Origin of the sequence: Bacillus cereus G9842, from assembly GCF_000021305.1 — a bacterium.
Taxonomy (GTDB): domain Bacteria; phylum Bacillota; class Bacilli; order Bacillales; family Bacillaceae_G; genus Bacillus_A; species Bacillus_A thuringiensis_S.
Map to the genome: position 1 here is coordinate 4922665 of NC_011772.1, position 16377 is coordinate 4939041.

Sequence of the window (16377 nt, forward strand, 5' to 3'; positions counted from 1 at the left end):
CCTTCTTAAAATATCCACCTTTTTCTCCCCTTAATAAATCATTTTTCTCTGCATTTCGTACATGAACTTCCCGAGATGCAATATCCAAATAAATGAGATTAAGCCAATTAATACAAAATCGATATCACTAGCAGCTGTATATATAACGGCAGCCCACCATACATATGCCAATATTGTATTCGTAAATTCATACGCTTTATATCCAGCCTCATGCACAATGTGCTTTAATCCTTCATCTGCGTTTTTCGTCCACATTTTCATAGATTCCATATACGTTACACCTTGTTCAGGGTATAGCTTATTATAACGATTTTTTGTTATGAGCCCGATAATCACTACAGTAGTTAAACAAACAATAGAAGCTACTAAATTCCACACCGCAAATGAAACATTAGTATCCTGCAACAGTGCACGTCTACATGTAATAACTGCATATACAAACCATGCCTGCGTCACTATATCACCTACACGTAAATATATACTTATAATGCCTAATTTTCTGCCTTGTACGCTCTCTTCTTCATCGCGTGCCTCCGCTAACATACGCGTATTCTTCCAAGTGTAGTACATCATTAAGATTCCAAAAATAGTACATATGCCTATAAATGTATTGGATGATAATTTTCTCGGTTCATCCGAGAGTAAATTTAAAGCTATATAAGACGTTAAAAAGCCACCCATCATACTTAATGCTATTTTCCCCACAGAATCAAATTGTTTTTTTCGTTTACTCTTCATCATCCTCTTCCCCCTCCACTAACGTGAATATTTCCTCCACCGCTACATTGAAAATTTGTGCGATTTTTAACGACAATACAATAGATGGTGCATAATCCCCGCGCTCAATTAAACTAATCGTTTGCCGTGATGATCCAATCGCTTTCCCTAAATCCCCTTGTGATAAACGATGCTTTGCTCGCAATTCCCTCACTCGATTTTGAAGCTTCATGTCTTCCCTCTTTTTCATTTATTTAATTAAAATTGTAAATAATATCCTTATTTTTGTCAATTATAATTGTCATTACGACTATAATAATTGACAAGATACTTATTTCTTATCCTGTATCAAATTCCTATAAAGAATGTAAAATGTGCATTAAACATAGTCTTAACAATAAAATAAAAAAGGCAGTGCTTTTGCACTGCCTTCCTAAATTCTGACATAGAATGGATTTCATATTAGCTTGCGTTTTGTAGTAATACTCGTTTTAACTGTTTGCGGAAACGAACACCTAACGTAATTGCTACGATAACGATAACTCCAACAATGATTTTACCGATATGATCTTCTAGCACTCCAAAGATGTCATGTAAGTTTCCACCTAACCAGTAACCACCGATTAAGAAGAATGATACCCAAAATAGAGCGCCTGAATAAATTGTAATGGCAAAACGACGGAATGGTAAATTAATAATTCCTGCAAAGTATCCTGTGAAATGACGTACACCAGGAATAAAGAAACCAATAAAAATCAGGAAGTACCCATACTTATCAAACCACATTCTCGTTAAATCAATTTTTCTTTGTGTTAAAAATACGTATTTTCCATACTTTTGAATGAAAGGCATACCTAATTTATTTCCTAAAAAGTATTGAATCGTCATTCCTACACTTGTCCCAATAAAGGATAGAATGATTAAAATCGGTAAACTTAAATCACCCTTCTGCGCTAAAAATCCCGCATATGCTAATGTGGGCTCTCCCGGAAACGGAAGTGCAATATATTCTAACAGCAAGCCGACAAGTACAACATAGTACCCGTATTGCTGAAATAATTCATGAATCCATTCCATGTCATCTCTCCTTTCAATCACGTACAACTTCTTACTATTATTGTATAAAAAAATTGTCGAAATAACTATCACAATAGCTTACATTTTTATTACATTTTTGTAAGGGTCACACTAATGATTTCCGTTCTTTATTAATTAGTAAAAATCATTTTTTAAGTCGAAATAACAAAAAGACGCATTAATATCATGCAAGTTTTATCCATTTTTTAACACTTAAAAACCCCTCTAATTTTGTTCTCAATAAAAAACCACCACAAACTCATCCTAACTTCATATTAGCTTCATATACGTATTGTAAGATTATATCGGAATTTGTTGAAAAATTTAACCAATATATGACTAAGCATTAATTTGAATAAATATAAGTCGTTTTCGAAATTGAAAAAAGGGTGAATACGAAATGGAAGCATATAAAATGCACGATTTTATTAATACAAATGTTGAATCTCATCAAAATGAAACCGTTTTTAATTTACACATGTGTGAAACAAGTGAATTTGACGTAAGTTTAACAAAATCTACAACACTATCTTTTATCGTTTCAAAAAAGAATATTAAAATTGTCACGAAAAAATGGATTAATTCAAATCAAGAAAGCATGATTGGCAAAAGCTACATCATTCCAACAAAAGCTTTTCATTATTTCTTACCAATCATTTCTGAAAATGAAGATGAGCTAAATATTCAAGTTCAAAGTTTTGGACTACGTGGTGAGCTTTTATTAAATGAAAGATTACTTATTGATAAAAACAACAAACACAACAGCAAAATCACTGCATTCTTTGAAACATTAGATGAAAATGTAAATAAAGCTTTACGAGGATTACAACTTCATTGTATGTAAGACTATTACGATAGTAAAAGGAGAATAACAATGAAAAAATTATTATTAAGCGCACTATTATCATTAGGATTTTTAACTCTTCCATTCGCTAGCGCAGAGGCCGCTACAACGAAAGATCAATTAATCGTAAACACTCAGTTAAATAAAATGGATTATTATCAGGATGGAAAATTTATAAAAAGTTTTACTGTCGCTACTGGAAAAGCAGCAACACCTACACCTAAAGGAACTTTTCAAATCGTAAATAAAATTAAAAACCGCCCTTATTATACAGGCAAAATTAAAGGCGGCGATCCACGTAATCCACTTGGTGACCGTTGGCTCGGATTAAATATGGCAGGAACTTACGGAACAACTTATGCAATTCACGGAACTAACAATAATCAAGCAATCGGCAAAGCAACAACACTTGGTTGTATTCGTATGTATAACAATGATATACACTGGTTATTTGAGCGCGTTCAGCAGCAAGCTACTGTCACTGTAAAATAGCCTAAAAACAAGATTTATGTGTAGCCAAGAATTTTATGTCTTGGCTTATTTTATTTATTCATTTACAGTAGCAAAACAACTGTATTTACATATATAATAGGAATAGATTTGATTAGCTGATATTTAAACATTGATAAACGTAGATATTAAAATTATACAGTTATAATGTTTTATAAATTTTATAATACATACTATAATAGAACTACTGTAATTCTGAACTATTCAGTAACACTAAACTATTCCCCTTGCTACCTTCATGATTATTTTATAGCGGGGGCTTATTATATGTATAAACAATCTGAGTCACTCGAAAAATGATGAATTCGAATATTGCAGTAAAAAGCGTTATTTAGGAGGTGTTACTATGACGCATATACTGGTGATTGAAGACAACCCAGATATACAAGAACTAATTCGTGAATTTCTAATGGCACAAAACTTTACTGTTGATGTAGTTGGTGCTGGAACAGAAGGTATTCTTCTTTTCCAAAAAAATTCATACGATCTTGTCCTCCTCGATGTAATGTTACCAGATATAGATGGCTATAGTATTTGTAAAATTATGCGAGGACAATCTGATGTACCAATCATTATGTTAACAGGCTTACATAATGAAGAAAGTGAAATTAAAGGATTTGAGTTAGGTATTGATGACTATATTACGAAACCGTTCCATTACACTGTATTTATTAAGCGTGTAGAGGCTGTATTAAGAAGGGCAGCAACGAAGGAAGCAGAAGCTGCAACTATACTACAATTCCATGAATTGATGTTAAACTCTACAGCATATGCAGCTTATGTTCATGGTAATCAAATTGAATTGACAACAAAAGAATTTGAAATTATTTATACTTTACTGCAAAATCGAGGAAAAGTATTATCAAGAAGTGATTTGTTGAATAAGGTATGGGGCTATGAACATTATGGTGATGTAAGAGTTATAGATACACATATTAAAAACTTAAGAAAAAAATTAGGAATTACTTATATTAAAACGGTGAAAGGCATTGGCTACAAAATCGAATCGTAGCAAAGACAACATCACCAAAAATATTTTCATCAAAACCTTATTATTTTGTATTCTTTTATCACTTTGTCTTTATCAAATTATTTACTTTCTAGCTTCAAACTACGATAAAGAACATTTTGCGAAAGAAAATGGAACGCCGACTACAGAACAGGCGGATTTAGATAAGCAAAACAATCAAAGTAAAACGAATCAAAATAAAGCTGTGTCAGAGGGAAGTATTTCCAATTTCCAATCTTCTATTATAGATTATAAATCTCTTTCTACAGCTATCAATCACCTTTTGCAGCCTAGCCAAACTGCAAAAGCAAAAGAACATACACAAAACCTTTCGGGGAAAAATAGCACTTCTAATCCGCTTACAGAAGCAGAAAAGAAAGCCGCTAATAATGATGCCTTACATACACAAAATGCAGCAAGTAAAATAAATGATATAAATGATAATCCAAAGTTAGCAGATGCGTTGCAGCAATTAGCTCCACATATTGGCGCGACAATGCTTGCATTATCACTACTCGGATCTTTAATTTATACAAAACTAATTGCCAAACCTTTTCAATATATGAGCGATGCTTTAAAAGATATTATGAATCTTGATTTCTCAGATAAAAAACTACTTAACAAAAATACAGATCAAACAGATTTTAATTTGCAAGTAGCCGCTTCACAAGTACCAAATATTGTGAAGAATTTACATGCAAGCAATCAAGATTTAAGAAATGAGCTCAAAAAGGAACAACAATTAGAGCAATCTCGTAAAGAATTTATGTCTATGGTATCCCATGAATTAAAAACACCAATCGCAGCCGTTATGGGACAACTAGATGGCATGATTCACGGAATTGGAGCTTATAAAGATAGAGATAAATATTTAAAACGTTCCTATGAAATGATGCAAGATATTAACATATTAACGGAAAAAATGTCGGAATTATCCAAAATACAAAACCCTCAATTTAAACCGAATTTAGAAGTCATTTCTTTATCTAATATTATTGAGGATGTTATGAAGAAAGTAGATTACTTTGTATCTGTAAAACAATTAAATGTACAATCTAATATTAAACACGACGTACAAATTTTAGCTGATCCTAAATTTATTCAAACTGCTATTTTTAACATTATTTCAAATGCAATTCATTATACAATTGACCACCAGCACGTATATATAAAGCTTTATGAAAAACCAAACGGTTACGCATTAGAAGTATTAAATACAGGTTCACAAATTGATGAAGATAAACTTGCTCATTTATTTGAGCCTTTCTATCGTGCAAACCCTGATAAACACGGTTTAGTACAAGGTAGCGGTCTTGGATTATATATCGTGAAACAAATATTAGATAAACATCAATTTCCTTACGGAATACAAAACACAGCTCAAGGTGTAAAATGCTCCATTGTATTCCCAAAAGCAATGTAGCATTCACTATAATTACATACCCCAAACTCATACTTTATGTGTGAGTGGCGGAATTTTGTAGAGTGTCTTACTCTGTTTCGTTCGCCCGTTATCCTTATTTGGATAGCGGGCGTTTTTTATTACTTAAAAGGAGGATTTTTTATGGATAAGTTTAAATATTCATTGCTCGTTTTATTCGGTGCTTGCAGCTACGGCATACTTTCAACTATTTTCAAACTCGGATTCCTAAGTGGATTTTCAGCACATCAACTATTAGGGGGACAATATGTCTTCGGATGGATTGGACTATTTCTACTCGTTCTTTTCTTTTCACGTCATAAAGTAACAAAAAAACAATTCTTTTCATTACTAACCGTCGGAACAACAATGAGTATGACTGGAATTTTCTACGCTATTTCTGTAGAAGAGCTACCCGCATCTATCGCTGTCGTCCTACTCTTTCAGTTCACTTGGATTGGTGTCATTATCGAAGCAATTGCAAATCGAATATTTCCAAGCCGCGATAAGATCATATCTATCCTTATTTTATTTGCTGGTACATTGTTTGCAGGTGGTATATTTGAAGGCCTCGGACAAAGTTTTTCTACGAAAGGGATTATCTTTGGACTATTAGCTGCTGTCTCTTTTTCATTCTATGTTTTTGCAAGCGGACGCGTTGCTACAGATGTTCCCCCTTATACGAAAAGCTTTCTTATGACAACAAGTGCAACTCTTATCGTATGCCTATTCTTCCCGCCGACCTTTTTAACAGATGGTGCCCTGCAAGCTGGTCTATGGAAATATGCTTTCTTCCTCGGATTATTCGGCGTTGTTGTACCTGTCATTTGTTTTTCAATCGGTGTACCAAAAGTTGGAACAGGACTTAGCACGATATTAGGTGCAGCTGAATTACCAACTGCTATTATCGCTTCTATTACACTTGTACATGAAGTCGTAACCTTCATGCAGTGGATTGGAATTATTTTTATATTGCTTGGAATTTTCACTCCCCAGCTGCTTACGGCTAGGAAAGAAAGGAAACATAATCGCGTGCATAGCGCTTGAAAAAAATACAGAATTTATATAAAGTAAAACTTTAATTAGTGGGGGTTTTGTTCATCCCCCACTGATTATCAGCCCTCACCAATCGGGCTTTTACGGGCAGTTGATCCCCACCTAACTTCTTCGCTTTCGCTGAATTTTGAGGTGGAGTCTTACTGCCCGTTAATGCGGGATAAAAATATAACTGCAATTAAAATAAGTAAATTTATCGGGAGGTATAAATGACTATTTTAAGCATCGTATTTTTTGCTATTATGTGTATCTTCTTCCTAATAAGATATATGAAAGAAAAGAAATTTTACGATTTACTTCTCATTCCCGTTTGTATATATGCAGGAGCAGTGAAAACTCCTTTCGTAGAGTACTTAAACTTTAATACTACATTTAAAATAACGTATGATATTGCAGCTATTATTCTTGTAATCCTTGCTGTACTTTTCTTTTTGAAAGATAAGAAAGAGAATCATACTGCATAACAAAAGACCTTTCATTTACTTGAAAGGTCTTTTTCTCTATCTCATTTTGCCGCTCCATACAGCTTCTCTATCTCATGCTCAATTTGTTTTACATCGATTCGCTCAAATAATGGCTGCACGCTATCAATTCTATTCGGCAACGTATTTTGCGGTTCCCAATTTCGGTTCACAATCGACAATGTGCTTCGAACTCTTTCACTTGAAAATGGTAAAAATGGTTCAAGGAGATTTGCAAAATTAGCAATAAGATAAATACAATTATAAATCGTTTCTTCACATGAAACTGGATTATCTTCTCTTTCTTTCCAAGGCTGTCTCTCATCAAAGTATTTATTTGCAAAACGTACGGCATCGAATATTGTTTCTAGCGCCACCTTAAATGTAGTTTGCTCAATCGCCTCTCCTACATTTTTATATAATCCTTCTACTTTATCCTTCAGTTCTACATTGATAGTTCCCTGCGGCACAATGCCATCATAATATTTTTCAATAAACTTTAATGTCCGGTTCACGAAGTTCCCGTATGCACCTAACAGTTCACTATTATGACTGTAAATGAATTCACGCCATGAAAAATCAGTATCACGATTTTCTGGTGCATTTACTGTTAAAAAGTAACGAATAGAATCTGGATTGTAACGTTCTAATATGTCAGGCACCCATACTGCCCAGTTTTTACTCGTAGATAACTTTCTTTTTTCAACTGTTAAATACTCATTCGAAACGATATGACGCGGGATTGCTTCCTCTCCTATTCCAAGTAAAACCGCTGGCCAAATGATGGAGTGAAATGGAATATTATCCTTGCCGTGTACATAATATGTTTGCGCATCGCTATTCCAAAACTCATGATCATCTTTTCCTGTTTCTTCAGCCCAATATTTACTCGCTGAATAATATCCTGCCACTGCTTCTATCCATACGTAAATTTTCTTATCTTCATACCCTTTCACTGGAATTGGTACCCCGATTGGTAAATCTCTTGATACAACCCTATCTTGTAAGCCTTCCTTTACATATCTTTCCGTTAATTGAATTGCATTATCACGCCATGTTCCTTTTTCTTTTGCGATTTCTACAACTTTTTTAATTTGCTGCTGAAATGTATGCAATGCAAAATAAAAATGCTCTGTTTCCTCTACAGATGGTGTACTACCACATAACTTGCATGTCTTTTCTAACAAATCGAGTGGATCTAAAATAGCTGAACACGCATCGCATTGATCGCCTCTTGCTGCTTCATGGCAATGTGGACATATTCCTTCTACATAACGATCCGGTAAAAACTGCGTACACGTTTTACAGTACGCTTGTTCCACTGTTTTTTTATAAATATAGCCTTCTTCCAATAAACGTAAAAAAACTTTTTGAACAGTTTCATGATGATGCTCGCTATCGGTACGTGTATAGCAATCATACGTAAAACCGAGATCACGAAAACATCGCTGGAATTCTTCATGGTACTTATTAGCAATTTCTTTTGCTGTCACACCTTCTTGTTTTGCTCTAATTGCAATCGGTGTTCCATTACAATCACTGCCCGAAACATACAACACATTCTCACCTTTTGCCCGGTAATAACGTGCTAAAATATCTCCAGGTAACAAACTCGCAATATGACCAAGATGTAACGAGCCATTTGCATACGGCCAAGCGCCTCCAATAAAAATACTCATCTTACATTCCTCCTTTTAAATATAAAAAAGCCCCGCCCTTATCTTAAAAAAGATAAGGGCGGGGCTGTATAAACAGTCGCGGTACCACCTTATTTCGCCAATTACTCACATAATTAGCCTTAACAAGTACGGAGCTATATGCTCTTATACTGTGGTTTTGATAACGAGTACCAACTCTCGTCGCCGCCTACTATTATCATTTGATAAGTTCAGGACGAAGCTCAAAGGCCATTGTTCAAATGAATATTCTTGCTTCTTCTCAGCTACCGAAGCTCTCTGGAAAGAATGTGTTCATCCTACTTTTCCTTTTCAACGCTTTTACGTATAAAAAGTATTGTACGACTTAATCACAGAAAAATCAAACTTTTATTCAGAAAGAAAAGGAAATCCCATCCCCCTGCCGAATAACTATACGTTCACAAAAGGAGTGATAACATTGAACCAAAAACAACTAAGCACTATTAATGAAAAAAGCTGGAATACAGCTGCTTATGAAGCTTGGACGAATCGCCATGGGGCACCGGAGGATTATGCGAAAAAAATCATGGAAGACCCTATGCGCGAGGTAGATCACTATTTACCTTACATACAATCTCCGAAAGGAAAACATATTATTAATTTACTAGGATCAAAAGGGAATAAGGCCGTTGCTCTCGCCCTTTTAGGCTCTGACGTAACAGTTGTTGATATTTCAGCAAGTAATGCAAAATATGCAAATGAACTTGCTGCCGCCGCAGACGTCTCTATTCATTACATCGTTTCTGATGTACTAGATGTAAATCTCTCCAAATCATTTGATATCGTATTACTGGAGCTTGGTGTACTTCATTACTTTCTAGATTTAAAACCACTTTTCAAAAAAATTTCTCAACTACTAAAGCCAGGTGGAATACTTATCCTTCGCGATTACCATCCAATATACACAAAGCTATTAGGAGTAGACCACCCATCGTTTCGAGCAAGTGGAAATTATTTCGATGAAGAATTGATTGAAGATGATGTTGCTTATAGCATTCTTCTTACAGAAGCGCAGAAAGAATCGTTACCGAAAACAACCATCCGTCGCTGGACATTAGGAGAAATTATTACAACACTCGCCGAAGAACATTTTAAGATTGAAAAACTAATTGAAGAACAGGGACCTCATCAAAAGTGGGTCTTCCCTTCTACTGCCCCAGAAGGAATTGAAGAACAAATACCCGGTCTATATACAATAATTGCGCGAGCATGCAAAAAAGGATCCCTTCACGGATAGGATCCTTTTTGCATGCTCGCGCATATAAGTTGAGGTTGGAGATTACCATAATTCTGTAGAATAGGACACAAGATATTTCAACATTTCGTCTCTGACTTACGTCGTCAAAAAGGGGTATGACCAACATAACGAAGAGTAATGTTTTAGTTGATACTGATAATCGTTATCAACTAATTAGAAGTATACATGATGTTATTTCAAATTTCAATAGCATTTCTAATATTTATTTATGGATTTTATGATATACAAATGTATACATTTTAAGAACTTTTTCTAATACCAATCTGACTCCTTCCATTATCTGCTATAATTTTCATTGAACAGATTAATAACTTCATAATAATGTTTTTATTAATTCCGCTTCAAATATCTATAAATCATAATAAACAGTTTAAATGAGGGTAGGGGTAACGATGAAATATGTTAGTATTCGAAAAAAACTACTGTTCACACTCTTAAGCATTTCTTCTTTATTTAGCATTGCTCTTATTGTTATTCTTTCATTCGCCATGAATCAAGCAAGTGAAATCGAAACGTTAAAAAATGATGTATCGAAAAGAGCGACGATTTTAAAAGAACGTGGCGATTGGTTCCAGGCACAAGTTGCTGGTTTACAAGAATATTTGCTATCACATGATCAAAAAGGATTAGATAAGTTCAACCGAGAAGGGAAAAAATTAGCTGATACTAGAGAGAAAGTAACAAGTGACAAGAAGCTCCCAGAAGGAATGAAAGAAGCCATTTTAATGGGAGGAAAATGGCGTAGCGTCATAGATAATGAGGTACTACCTCTTGCGCATGAAGGAAAATGGGACGAAGCATCTAAAATTGCTTTAGCACAAACAGATTATGTAAATGATCTGTTAGGTCGTTTTAATAAATATACAAATGAAGAGAATGAGAAACGTGACGCATTAATTGCTGACGTCGAGTCTTCTTCATCACTTATTCAATATATTATTTTCTTCTCACTCATTACATGTACATTAACGTCTATTTTATTAGCATGGTGGTTCTCTGGTAAACTCGTTAAACCAATTCGACAAATTGATGAGAAGTTGAAAGAATTAGCTTCTCAAGATGGAGATTTAACGGCTAGATTACACGTAACGAGTAAAGATGAAATTGGTGACATTGCAAATTCCTTTAATCAAATGCTCACTAACTTACAGCATATAATAAAACAAGTTCAACAAACATCAACAAGTGTAAAAGAAGCTTCCGAAAATGTATTTATCGAAACAACCGCTTCTATGGAAAATACCGCAAGGACACAAGAAACTATGAATGCTCTTGAACACAATATTCGTTCACAAGTTTCTAGCATTGAAGAAAGTTCAACCTCAATGGATGACATGGCAACGAGTGTTCAGCGTATTGCTGAGGCCGCCTCTTCTGTTACTAGTTTAGCTGTCACAACCTCAGAAAAAGCAGATGATGGGAATAAAGTCATTGAGAAATCTATTACACAAATGCATACAATTAACGAAGCTGTTAACGCTACATCACAAGTAGTTGAGCGACTCATTACACATACAAATCATATCGATACTGCACTTCAATCTATTTCTAATATCGCCGAGCAAACAAATTTACTCGCTTTAAATGCTTCTATTGAAGCAGCTCGTGCTGGTGAACACGGCAAAGGATTCGCTGTTGTTGCTGATGAAGTTAGAAAACTTGCTGAACAATCTCAACTAGCCGCAACTGACATTAACCATTTACTGCATCAAATTCAAGCCGATACAAAAATAGCAAATGACATGATGACACAAGGTCAAGCAGAGGCTTCTGAAGGAATTACGGTTATTCGTACCGCTGGATCTTCATTCTCAGAAATTGTTAACCACATTAACAAAGTCTCTACGCAAATGCAAGAAATGTCTGCAACTGCTGAAGAGATGGCTGCAAGCTCTGAAGAAATGAACGCAGCTTTAAATAATATCGCTTCTATTTCAAACGAAGTTGCTGCAGAAACATCACAAACAGCACATTCAGCTGGTGATCAAGTAAACAAAATGAGTATCGTGGCTAACAAATCATCTGAAATGAAAACAATCGTACAAGAACTTGAAATTCTCGTTTCTCATTTCAAAACAAACGCTTAAAGTGAAAATGACAAAAGCTCAAAGGTATAGGAAAGAAAGTTTTACAGTCTCTCTTTTTTCACTTTAAAATATATCTTTCTATCTCTCATTCCGTCTGCTATAATTCCTAAAGGAAATAAGAAAGCTTTATTCCAACTGGAGTAAAGCTTTCTTTCATTTTTTACATTAATTAATTCTAATACTAAGATTTCACAAAGGAGGCTTTTTATCATATGAATTTTGTAAGTATCAGAAAAAAACTTATGTTCATGATGGGAACGATTTGCGCTTTATTTGGTATCGCCTTAGCATTTATTTTATTTTTTGCTATTGACCAATCTCGTAAAGCTGAAACATTACAAAAAGAAATTTCTCCACTGGCAACAGAATTGAAAGAACGTGGAGATGCTTATCAAGTACAGCTCTCTGCTTTAAGAGGTTATTTACTACAACATGATCAAGTCGAATTAGACAAGTTTAATGAGATGAGTAAACGTCTTGAGGATTCAAAAGATAAACTTCTTTCTAATCCAAATCTTTCTTCGTCCGTAAAAAGCACAATGGAATTAGGGTCTACTTGGAGAAAGTTCGTTGAAGAAAAAGTATTCACTCTTGCAAAAGAACAAAAATGGGAAGAAGCTTTACAAGTAGCTTCTTCAGAAAACGGAACTGTCTATAAAGTAATTGGTGACTTCACAAATTATAGTAATGAACAAGCTACATTACGTGAACAATCTATTGAAAAAATTGACCAATCTGCACTCTTAATCGAATATGTTATTTTCTTATCACTTGTTATTTGTATTGTCGCTGCAATTATTCTTGCATGGTGGTTCTCTGGTAAACTTGTGAAACCAATTCAACAAATTGACACGAAACTAAAAGAGTTAGCTTCTCAAGAAGGTGACTTAACGGCACGTCTACAAGTAAATAGCAACGATGAAATCGGTGCTATCGCAGCATCATTTAATAAAATGTTAGAAAACCTACAACATATTATTAATCGTGTTCAAAAAACATCAGTGGAAGTACAAACCGCTTCTGAAAACATGCTAGAAAAAACGAATACATCACGTGAGGCGACAGTAAGAGTCCAAAGCTCAATGTCTAACTTAAACGCAAGTATTCAATCACAAGCTTCTAGTATTGAAGAAAGTTCAACTGCAATGGACGATATGGCAGTAAGTGTTCAACGTATTGCTGAATCTGCTTCATCTGTAGCGGAACTTGCTGTTGCCACATCTGAACATGCTAGCGATGGAAGTACCGTTATCCAAAAATCCGTTTCACAAATGACAACGATACACGAAGCTGTAAATGCTACGTCAGAAGTGGTTGAACGTCTAATCACTCATACGAAATATATCGATACCGCTGTACAATCTATTTCTAATATCGCTGAGCAAACAAACTTACTTGCTTTAAATGCTTCTATTGAGGCAGCTCGTGCTGGCGAGCAAGGAAAAGGATTTGCTGTCGTAGCTGACGAAGTTCGAAAGCTTGCTGAACAATCTAAAACAGCTGCAACAGACATTAATCAATTACTACATCAAATTCAAAATGATACAGAAACTGCTAGCTCTATGATGTCTCAAGGCCGTTCTGAAGCATTTGAAGGCATTCATGTTATTCGTGAAGCTGGTACTTCTTTCACAACAATTGTAGAACAAGTAAATAAAGTATCTACTCAAATGCAAGACATATCAGCAACTGCTGAAGAGATGGCTGCAAGTGCTGAAGAAATGAATGCTTCACTTAATAACATCGCTTCTATCTCGACTGAAGTATCCAGCGAAACCGCCGCAACGGCACAATCTGCTGAACAGAAAGTTATCGTTATGAATGAAATGACAGTAACTGCTGGAAAAATGAAACAAACAGTTGAAGAGTTAGATCAACTCGTATCTCATTTTAAAACAGAATAGATTTTCAAAAAATATCCCTCTTTCAAAGAGGGATATTTTTTTTGAGCTCATTTCCTGCACATTATGCTCATTTCCGTTATAATGAGAATCGATATCATTAAAATATAGGAGGGGCTGCTTATGTCACAAGAAGCATTTGAAAATAAATTATTGGATAATTTAGAAGCTGTTATTGACCCTGAACTAGGTGTTGATATCGTTAATCTTGGATTAGTGTATGATGTTACAGCAGATGAAAATAATAATGCTGTCATTACGATGACTATGACTTCTATCGGTTGTCCAATGGCTGGGCAAATCGTATCAGACGTTAAAAAAGTATTATCAACAAACGTACCTGAAGTTAATGAAATAGAAGTAAATGTCGTTTGGAATCCACCGTGGTCGAAAGAACGTATGTCACGTATGGCGAAAATCGCATTAGGTATTCGCGACTAGCGGAATAAAGTGAAACTTTATTCCGTGGGGGTTTTGTTCATTCCCCACTGATTATCAGCCCTCACCAATCAGGCTTTTACGGGCAGCAGGGCCCCCACCTAACTTCTTTGCTTCCGATGAATTTTGAGGTGGGGGTCTTACTGCCCTGCAAATAGCGGGATAAAGAAAAAAACCTGACATTCTAGTCAGGTTTTTTTCCTATTATTTTACGCCTACTGCATCATAAGCTTTCGTTACAGCTTGTACAGCTTTAGAATCTTTACCGTATAAATCTTCGGCTGATTGAAGAGCAGCTTGACGCATCATTTTGAAGTCAGAGTTTGCAGTTAAATATTTCGTAAGAGCGCGGTAGTAAATTTTTTCTGTCGCTTCACGGCCCACTCCAGCTACTTTCACGTCGTAATGATCTCCGCCTTCAGATACTAAATAAGCAGCTTTATTATTAATACTACTGTTAATATGAACGCCACCATTATCAGCTGTTCCAGTATAACGTTTACTATAGTGATCTGGGTAACCTTCACCTGGTTTTAATGGGTTTGGAATAGACGCTGGATCTTTTAGTGAACGAAGTGCATCGCCTGGTTTACCAGGTGTATAAATGTCAGCACCTAAATCCCAGCTCTTCTTCTCAACCATAACACCCATAATATCGGATAACGATTCATTTAACGCCCCTGACTCATTTTTATAAACAAGGTTTGCTGTATGTTCAGTTACAGCATGCGTTAATTCGTGACCGATAACATCAAGTCCAGCAGATAATGGAATGAATGTTTTTCCATCGCCATCACCATACATCATTTGCACACCGTTCCAAGCTGCGTTATTCCAGCTCTCCCCTACGTGAACAGTTGAAATAAGCTTCGCACCTTTATCATCGAAAGAGTTACGATTAAATGTTTTTTTGTAGTAATCATATACTTTTCCTGCATTTACATGCGCATCAACTGCAGCTTTATCTTCGAAGAACTTAGATTTACTTTCAACTTCTTCGCCTGTATATCCAAGCCATTGTGAGAATAAATTAAACAAGTTTTCATCCATATTTTCTGCATCAAATGTGTGAATACCTTGTCCTCGTTTACCGTCAAATAAGTTGAATACTCCCGTTTTTTCATCTTGGGCAATTTCAAATGATTGTCTAGCACCTAATACTCCGTAGCCAAACCCTGTAACGTGATCTACAGCATTATATTTCTCAATAACATTTCCATTTGTTGCATCAACAAAATAATGCCAATACCCTGGAGCTGGTTTTGAAATCGATGCCTTAACTAAGTATGCAAGGTAGTAATTACCGTCCTTTTCATATACAAATAAATCTTTTTTCACACCATCATAATTCTTTACTTTACCAATTTCTTTCTCAATATCTGCCTTTGCAATTGTTTCTGCTTGTTCCGCACTAATGCTTGCAGATGCAGGGATATTTTTATCATCTAAATTCGGAATAACTTGTCCGAAGAATGCTTTTACATTATTCTCTTTATCAAGTGTAACAGTTTGATCAGAACCGTACACAGGAATGTTATTATGTTTCTCAACTAGCTTCACATGTGTCGTGTCAGATTCAGCGTCTTTTTCTTCTCCAACGATATTAAAATGCTTTTCAATATTTCCTGCTAATTTAAACATATCTTTCTTACTCTCTAAGTATTGAAAGACCGTCTCTTTTTTATCTAGTCCTTCCGGTGCTTTCCATTCTTCACCTATGTATGCAGGTGTTTTAAATTCTTGATGATATTGAATTTTTTGTTCTTCCGCTTTCGTTGTCGTTGCCCCAAACGCTCCAAATCCCCCGGCGATAACAGTTAACGCTAATGCTGATGAAATGACTTGCTTTTTCACTATAACATTCCCCATTCCCATAAAGATTTTTGACACTTTTATAAAATT

15 protein-coding genes and 1 other annotated feature are annotated in these 16377 nt (G+C 35.2%); of the genes, 10 read left to right on the forward strand and 5 right to left on the reverse strand.

Annotated features, from left to right (window positions below):
• Positions 1–30: 30 nt before the first annotated feature.
• From BCG9842_RS25025 to BCG9842_RS25035, 3 genes are all read right to left on the reverse strand, one after another.
• On the reverse strand, positions 31–738 hold the full coding sequence (locus BCG9842_RS25025; protein ID WP_000837717.1) for a DUF3169 family protein: 708 nt from the start codon (positions 736–738) through the stop codon (positions 31–33).
• Entirely contained in the window at positions 728–949 is a 222-nt protein-coding gene (locus tag BCG9842_RS25030; RefSeq protein WP_000776162.1) for a helix-turn-helix transcriptional regulator, read from the reverse strand. The genes BCG9842_RS25025 and BCG9842_RS25030 overlap by 11 nt, the downstream gene beginning before the upstream one ends.
• A gap of 230 nt (positions 950–1179) precedes the next feature.
• Positions 1180–1794: a DedA family protein gene (locus BCG9842_RS25035; protein WP_000454764.1), complete on the reverse strand. Its 615-nt coding sequence runs from the start codon at positions 1792–1794 to the stop codon at positions 1180–1182.
• A gap of 400 nt (positions 1795–2194) precedes the next feature.
• Between BCG9842_RS25035 and BCG9842_RS25040 the strand changes: the two genes are divergently transcribed.
• From BCG9842_RS25040 to BCG9842_RS25065, 6 genes are all read left to right on the forward strand, one after another.
• Positions 2195–2638 carry a DUF3978 domain-containing protein gene (locus tag BCG9842_RS25040; protein WP_000388763.1) on the forward strand — a complete coding sequence of 148 codons (444 nt, stop codon included), beginning with the start codon at positions 2195–2197 and terminating at the stop codon, positions 2636–2638.
• A 30-nt stretch (positions 2639–2668) separates the two neighbouring features.
• Positions 2669–3130, forward strand: coding sequence for a L,D-transpeptidase (locus tag BCG9842_RS25045; RefSeq protein WP_000735061.1), 462 nt, complete (start codon positions 2669–2671; stop codon positions 3128–3130).
• A gap of 364 nt (positions 3131–3494) precedes the next feature.
• On the forward strand, positions 3495–4160 hold the full coding sequence (locus BCG9842_RS25050; protein ID WP_000148834.1) for a response regulator transcription factor: 666 nt from the start codon (positions 3495–3497) through the stop codon (positions 4158–4160).
• Positions 4138–5580 carry a sensor histidine kinase gene (locus tag BCG9842_RS25055; protein WP_000201948.1) on the forward strand — a complete coding sequence of 481 codons (1443 nt, stop codon included), beginning with the start codon at positions 4138–4140 and terminating at the stop codon, positions 5578–5580. The genes BCG9842_RS25050 and BCG9842_RS25055 overlap by 23 nt, the downstream gene beginning before the upstream one ends.
• Positions 5581–5721: 141 nt before the next feature.
• Positions 5722–6624 carry an EamA family transporter gene (locus tag BCG9842_RS25060; RefSeq protein WP_000357149.1) on the forward strand — a complete coding sequence of 301 codons (903 nt, stop codon included), beginning with the start codon at positions 5722–5724 and terminating at the stop codon, positions 6622–6624.
• Positions 6625–6842: 218 nt separating this feature from the next.
• Positions 6843–7097: a hypothetical protein gene (locus BCG9842_RS25065; protein ID WP_000154129.1), complete on the forward strand. Its 255-nt coding sequence runs from the start codon at positions 6843–6845 to the stop codon at positions 7095–7097.
• A 41-nt stretch (positions 7098–7138) separates the two neighbouring features.
• Here BCG9842_RS25065 and metG read toward each other — a convergent pair whose 3' ends face one another.
• A complete protein-coding gene (gene metG, locus BCG9842_RS25070) occupies positions 7139–8773 on the reverse strand; it encodes a methionine--tRNA ligase (protein ID WP_000021590.1) in 1635 nt (544 codons plus the stop codon).
• A 51-nt stretch (positions 8774–8824) separates the two neighbouring features.
• Positions 8825–9095, reverse strand: a binding site (T-box leader).
• A gap of 114 nt (positions 9096–9209) precedes the next feature.
• Here metG and BCG9842_RS25075 point away from each other — a divergent pair.
• The 4 genes from BCG9842_RS25075 to BCG9842_RS25090 all read left to right on the forward strand — a co-directional run bounded on the left by BCG9842_RS25075 (position 9210) and on the right by BCG9842_RS25090 (position 14478).
• Positions 9210–10028 carry a class I SAM-dependent methyltransferase gene (locus tag BCG9842_RS25075; RefSeq protein WP_001072254.1) on the forward strand — a complete coding sequence of 273 codons (819 nt, stop codon included), beginning with the start codon at positions 9210–9212 and terminating at the stop codon, positions 10026–10028.
• Between the two features lie 413 nt (positions 10029–10441).
• The gene (locus BCG9842_RS25080; RefSeq protein ID WP_000878434.1) at positions 10442–12136 is read left to right on the forward strand and encodes a methyl-accepting chemotaxis protein; all 1695 of its coding nucleotides are present in this window, start codon (positions 10442–10444) and stop codon (positions 12134–12136) included.
• Positions 12137–12348: 212 nt separating this feature from the next.
• Complete coding sequence (locus BCG9842_RS25085) at positions 12349–14040, forward strand: methyl-accepting chemotaxis protein (RefSeq protein ID WP_001012199.1); 1692 nt, start codon at positions 12349–12351, stop codon at positions 14038–14040.
• 120 nt (positions 14041–14160) lie between these two features.
• Positions 14161–14478 carry a metal-sulfur cluster assembly factor gene (locus tag BCG9842_RS25090; protein ID WP_000076424.1) on the forward strand — a complete coding sequence of 106 codons (318 nt, stop codon included), beginning with the start codon at positions 14161–14163 and terminating at the stop codon, positions 14476–14478.
• Positions 14479–14679: 201 nt separating this feature from the next.
• Here the strand turns inward: BCG9842_RS25090 and nprB are convergent, their stop codons facing one another.
• Positions 14680–16329, reverse strand: coding sequence for a neutral protease NprB (nprB, locus tag BCG9842_RS25095; protein ID WP_000745125.1), 1650 nt, complete (start codon positions 16327–16329; stop codon positions 14680–14682).
• Positions 16330–16377 lie beyond the last annotated feature (48 nt).

Excerpts from the sequence above, each read along its gene's own strand:
- BCG9842_RS25060 (WP_000357149.1), top strand. The coding sequence starts at position 5,722 with ATGGATAAGTTTAAATATTCATTGCTCGTTTTATTCGGTGCTTGCAGC.
- BCG9842_RS25080 (WP_000878434.1), top strand. The coding sequence starts at position 10,442 with ATGAAATATGTTAGTATTCGAAAAAAACTACTGTTCACACTCTTAAGC.
- BCG9842_RS25085 (WP_001012199.1), top strand. The coding sequence starts at position 12,349 with ATGAATTTTGTAAGTATCAGAAAAAAACTTATGTTCATGATGGGAACG.
- BCG9842_RS25065 (WP_000154129.1), top strand. The coding sequence starts at position 6,843 with ATGACTATTTTAAGCATCGTATTTTTTGCTATTATGTGTATCTTCTTC.
- metG (WP_000021590.1), bottom strand. The coding sequence starts at position 8,773 with ATGAGTATTTTTATTGGAGGCGCTTGGCCGTATGCAAATGGCTCGTTA.
- BCG9842_RS25035 (WP_000454764.1), bottom strand. The coding sequence starts at position 1,794 with ATGGAATGGATTCATGAATTATTTCAGCAATACGGGTACTATGTTGTA.
- BCG9842_RS25090 (WP_000076424.1), top strand. The coding sequence starts at position 14,161 with ATGTCACAAGAAGCATTTGAAAATAAATTATTGGATAATTTAGAAGCT.
- BCG9842_RS25050 (WP_000148834.1), top strand. The coding sequence starts at position 3,495 with ATGACGCATATACTGGTGATTGAAGACAACCCAGATATACAAGAACTA.
- BCG9842_RS25045 (WP_000735061.1), top strand. The coding sequence starts at position 2,669 with ATGAAAAAATTATTATTAAGCGCACTATTATCATTAGGATTTTTAACT.
- BCG9842_RS25025 (WP_000837717.1), bottom strand. The coding sequence starts at position 738 with ATGAAGAGTAAACGAAAAAAACAATTTGATTCTGTGGGGAAAATAGCA.
- BCG9842_RS25030 (WP_000776162.1), bottom strand. The coding sequence starts at position 949 with ATGAAGCTTCAAAATCGAGTGAGGGAATTGCGAGCAAAGCATCGTTTA.
- BCG9842_RS25040 (WP_000388763.1), top strand. The coding sequence starts at position 2,195 with ATGGAAGCATATAAAATGCACGATTTTATTAATACAAATGTTGAATCT.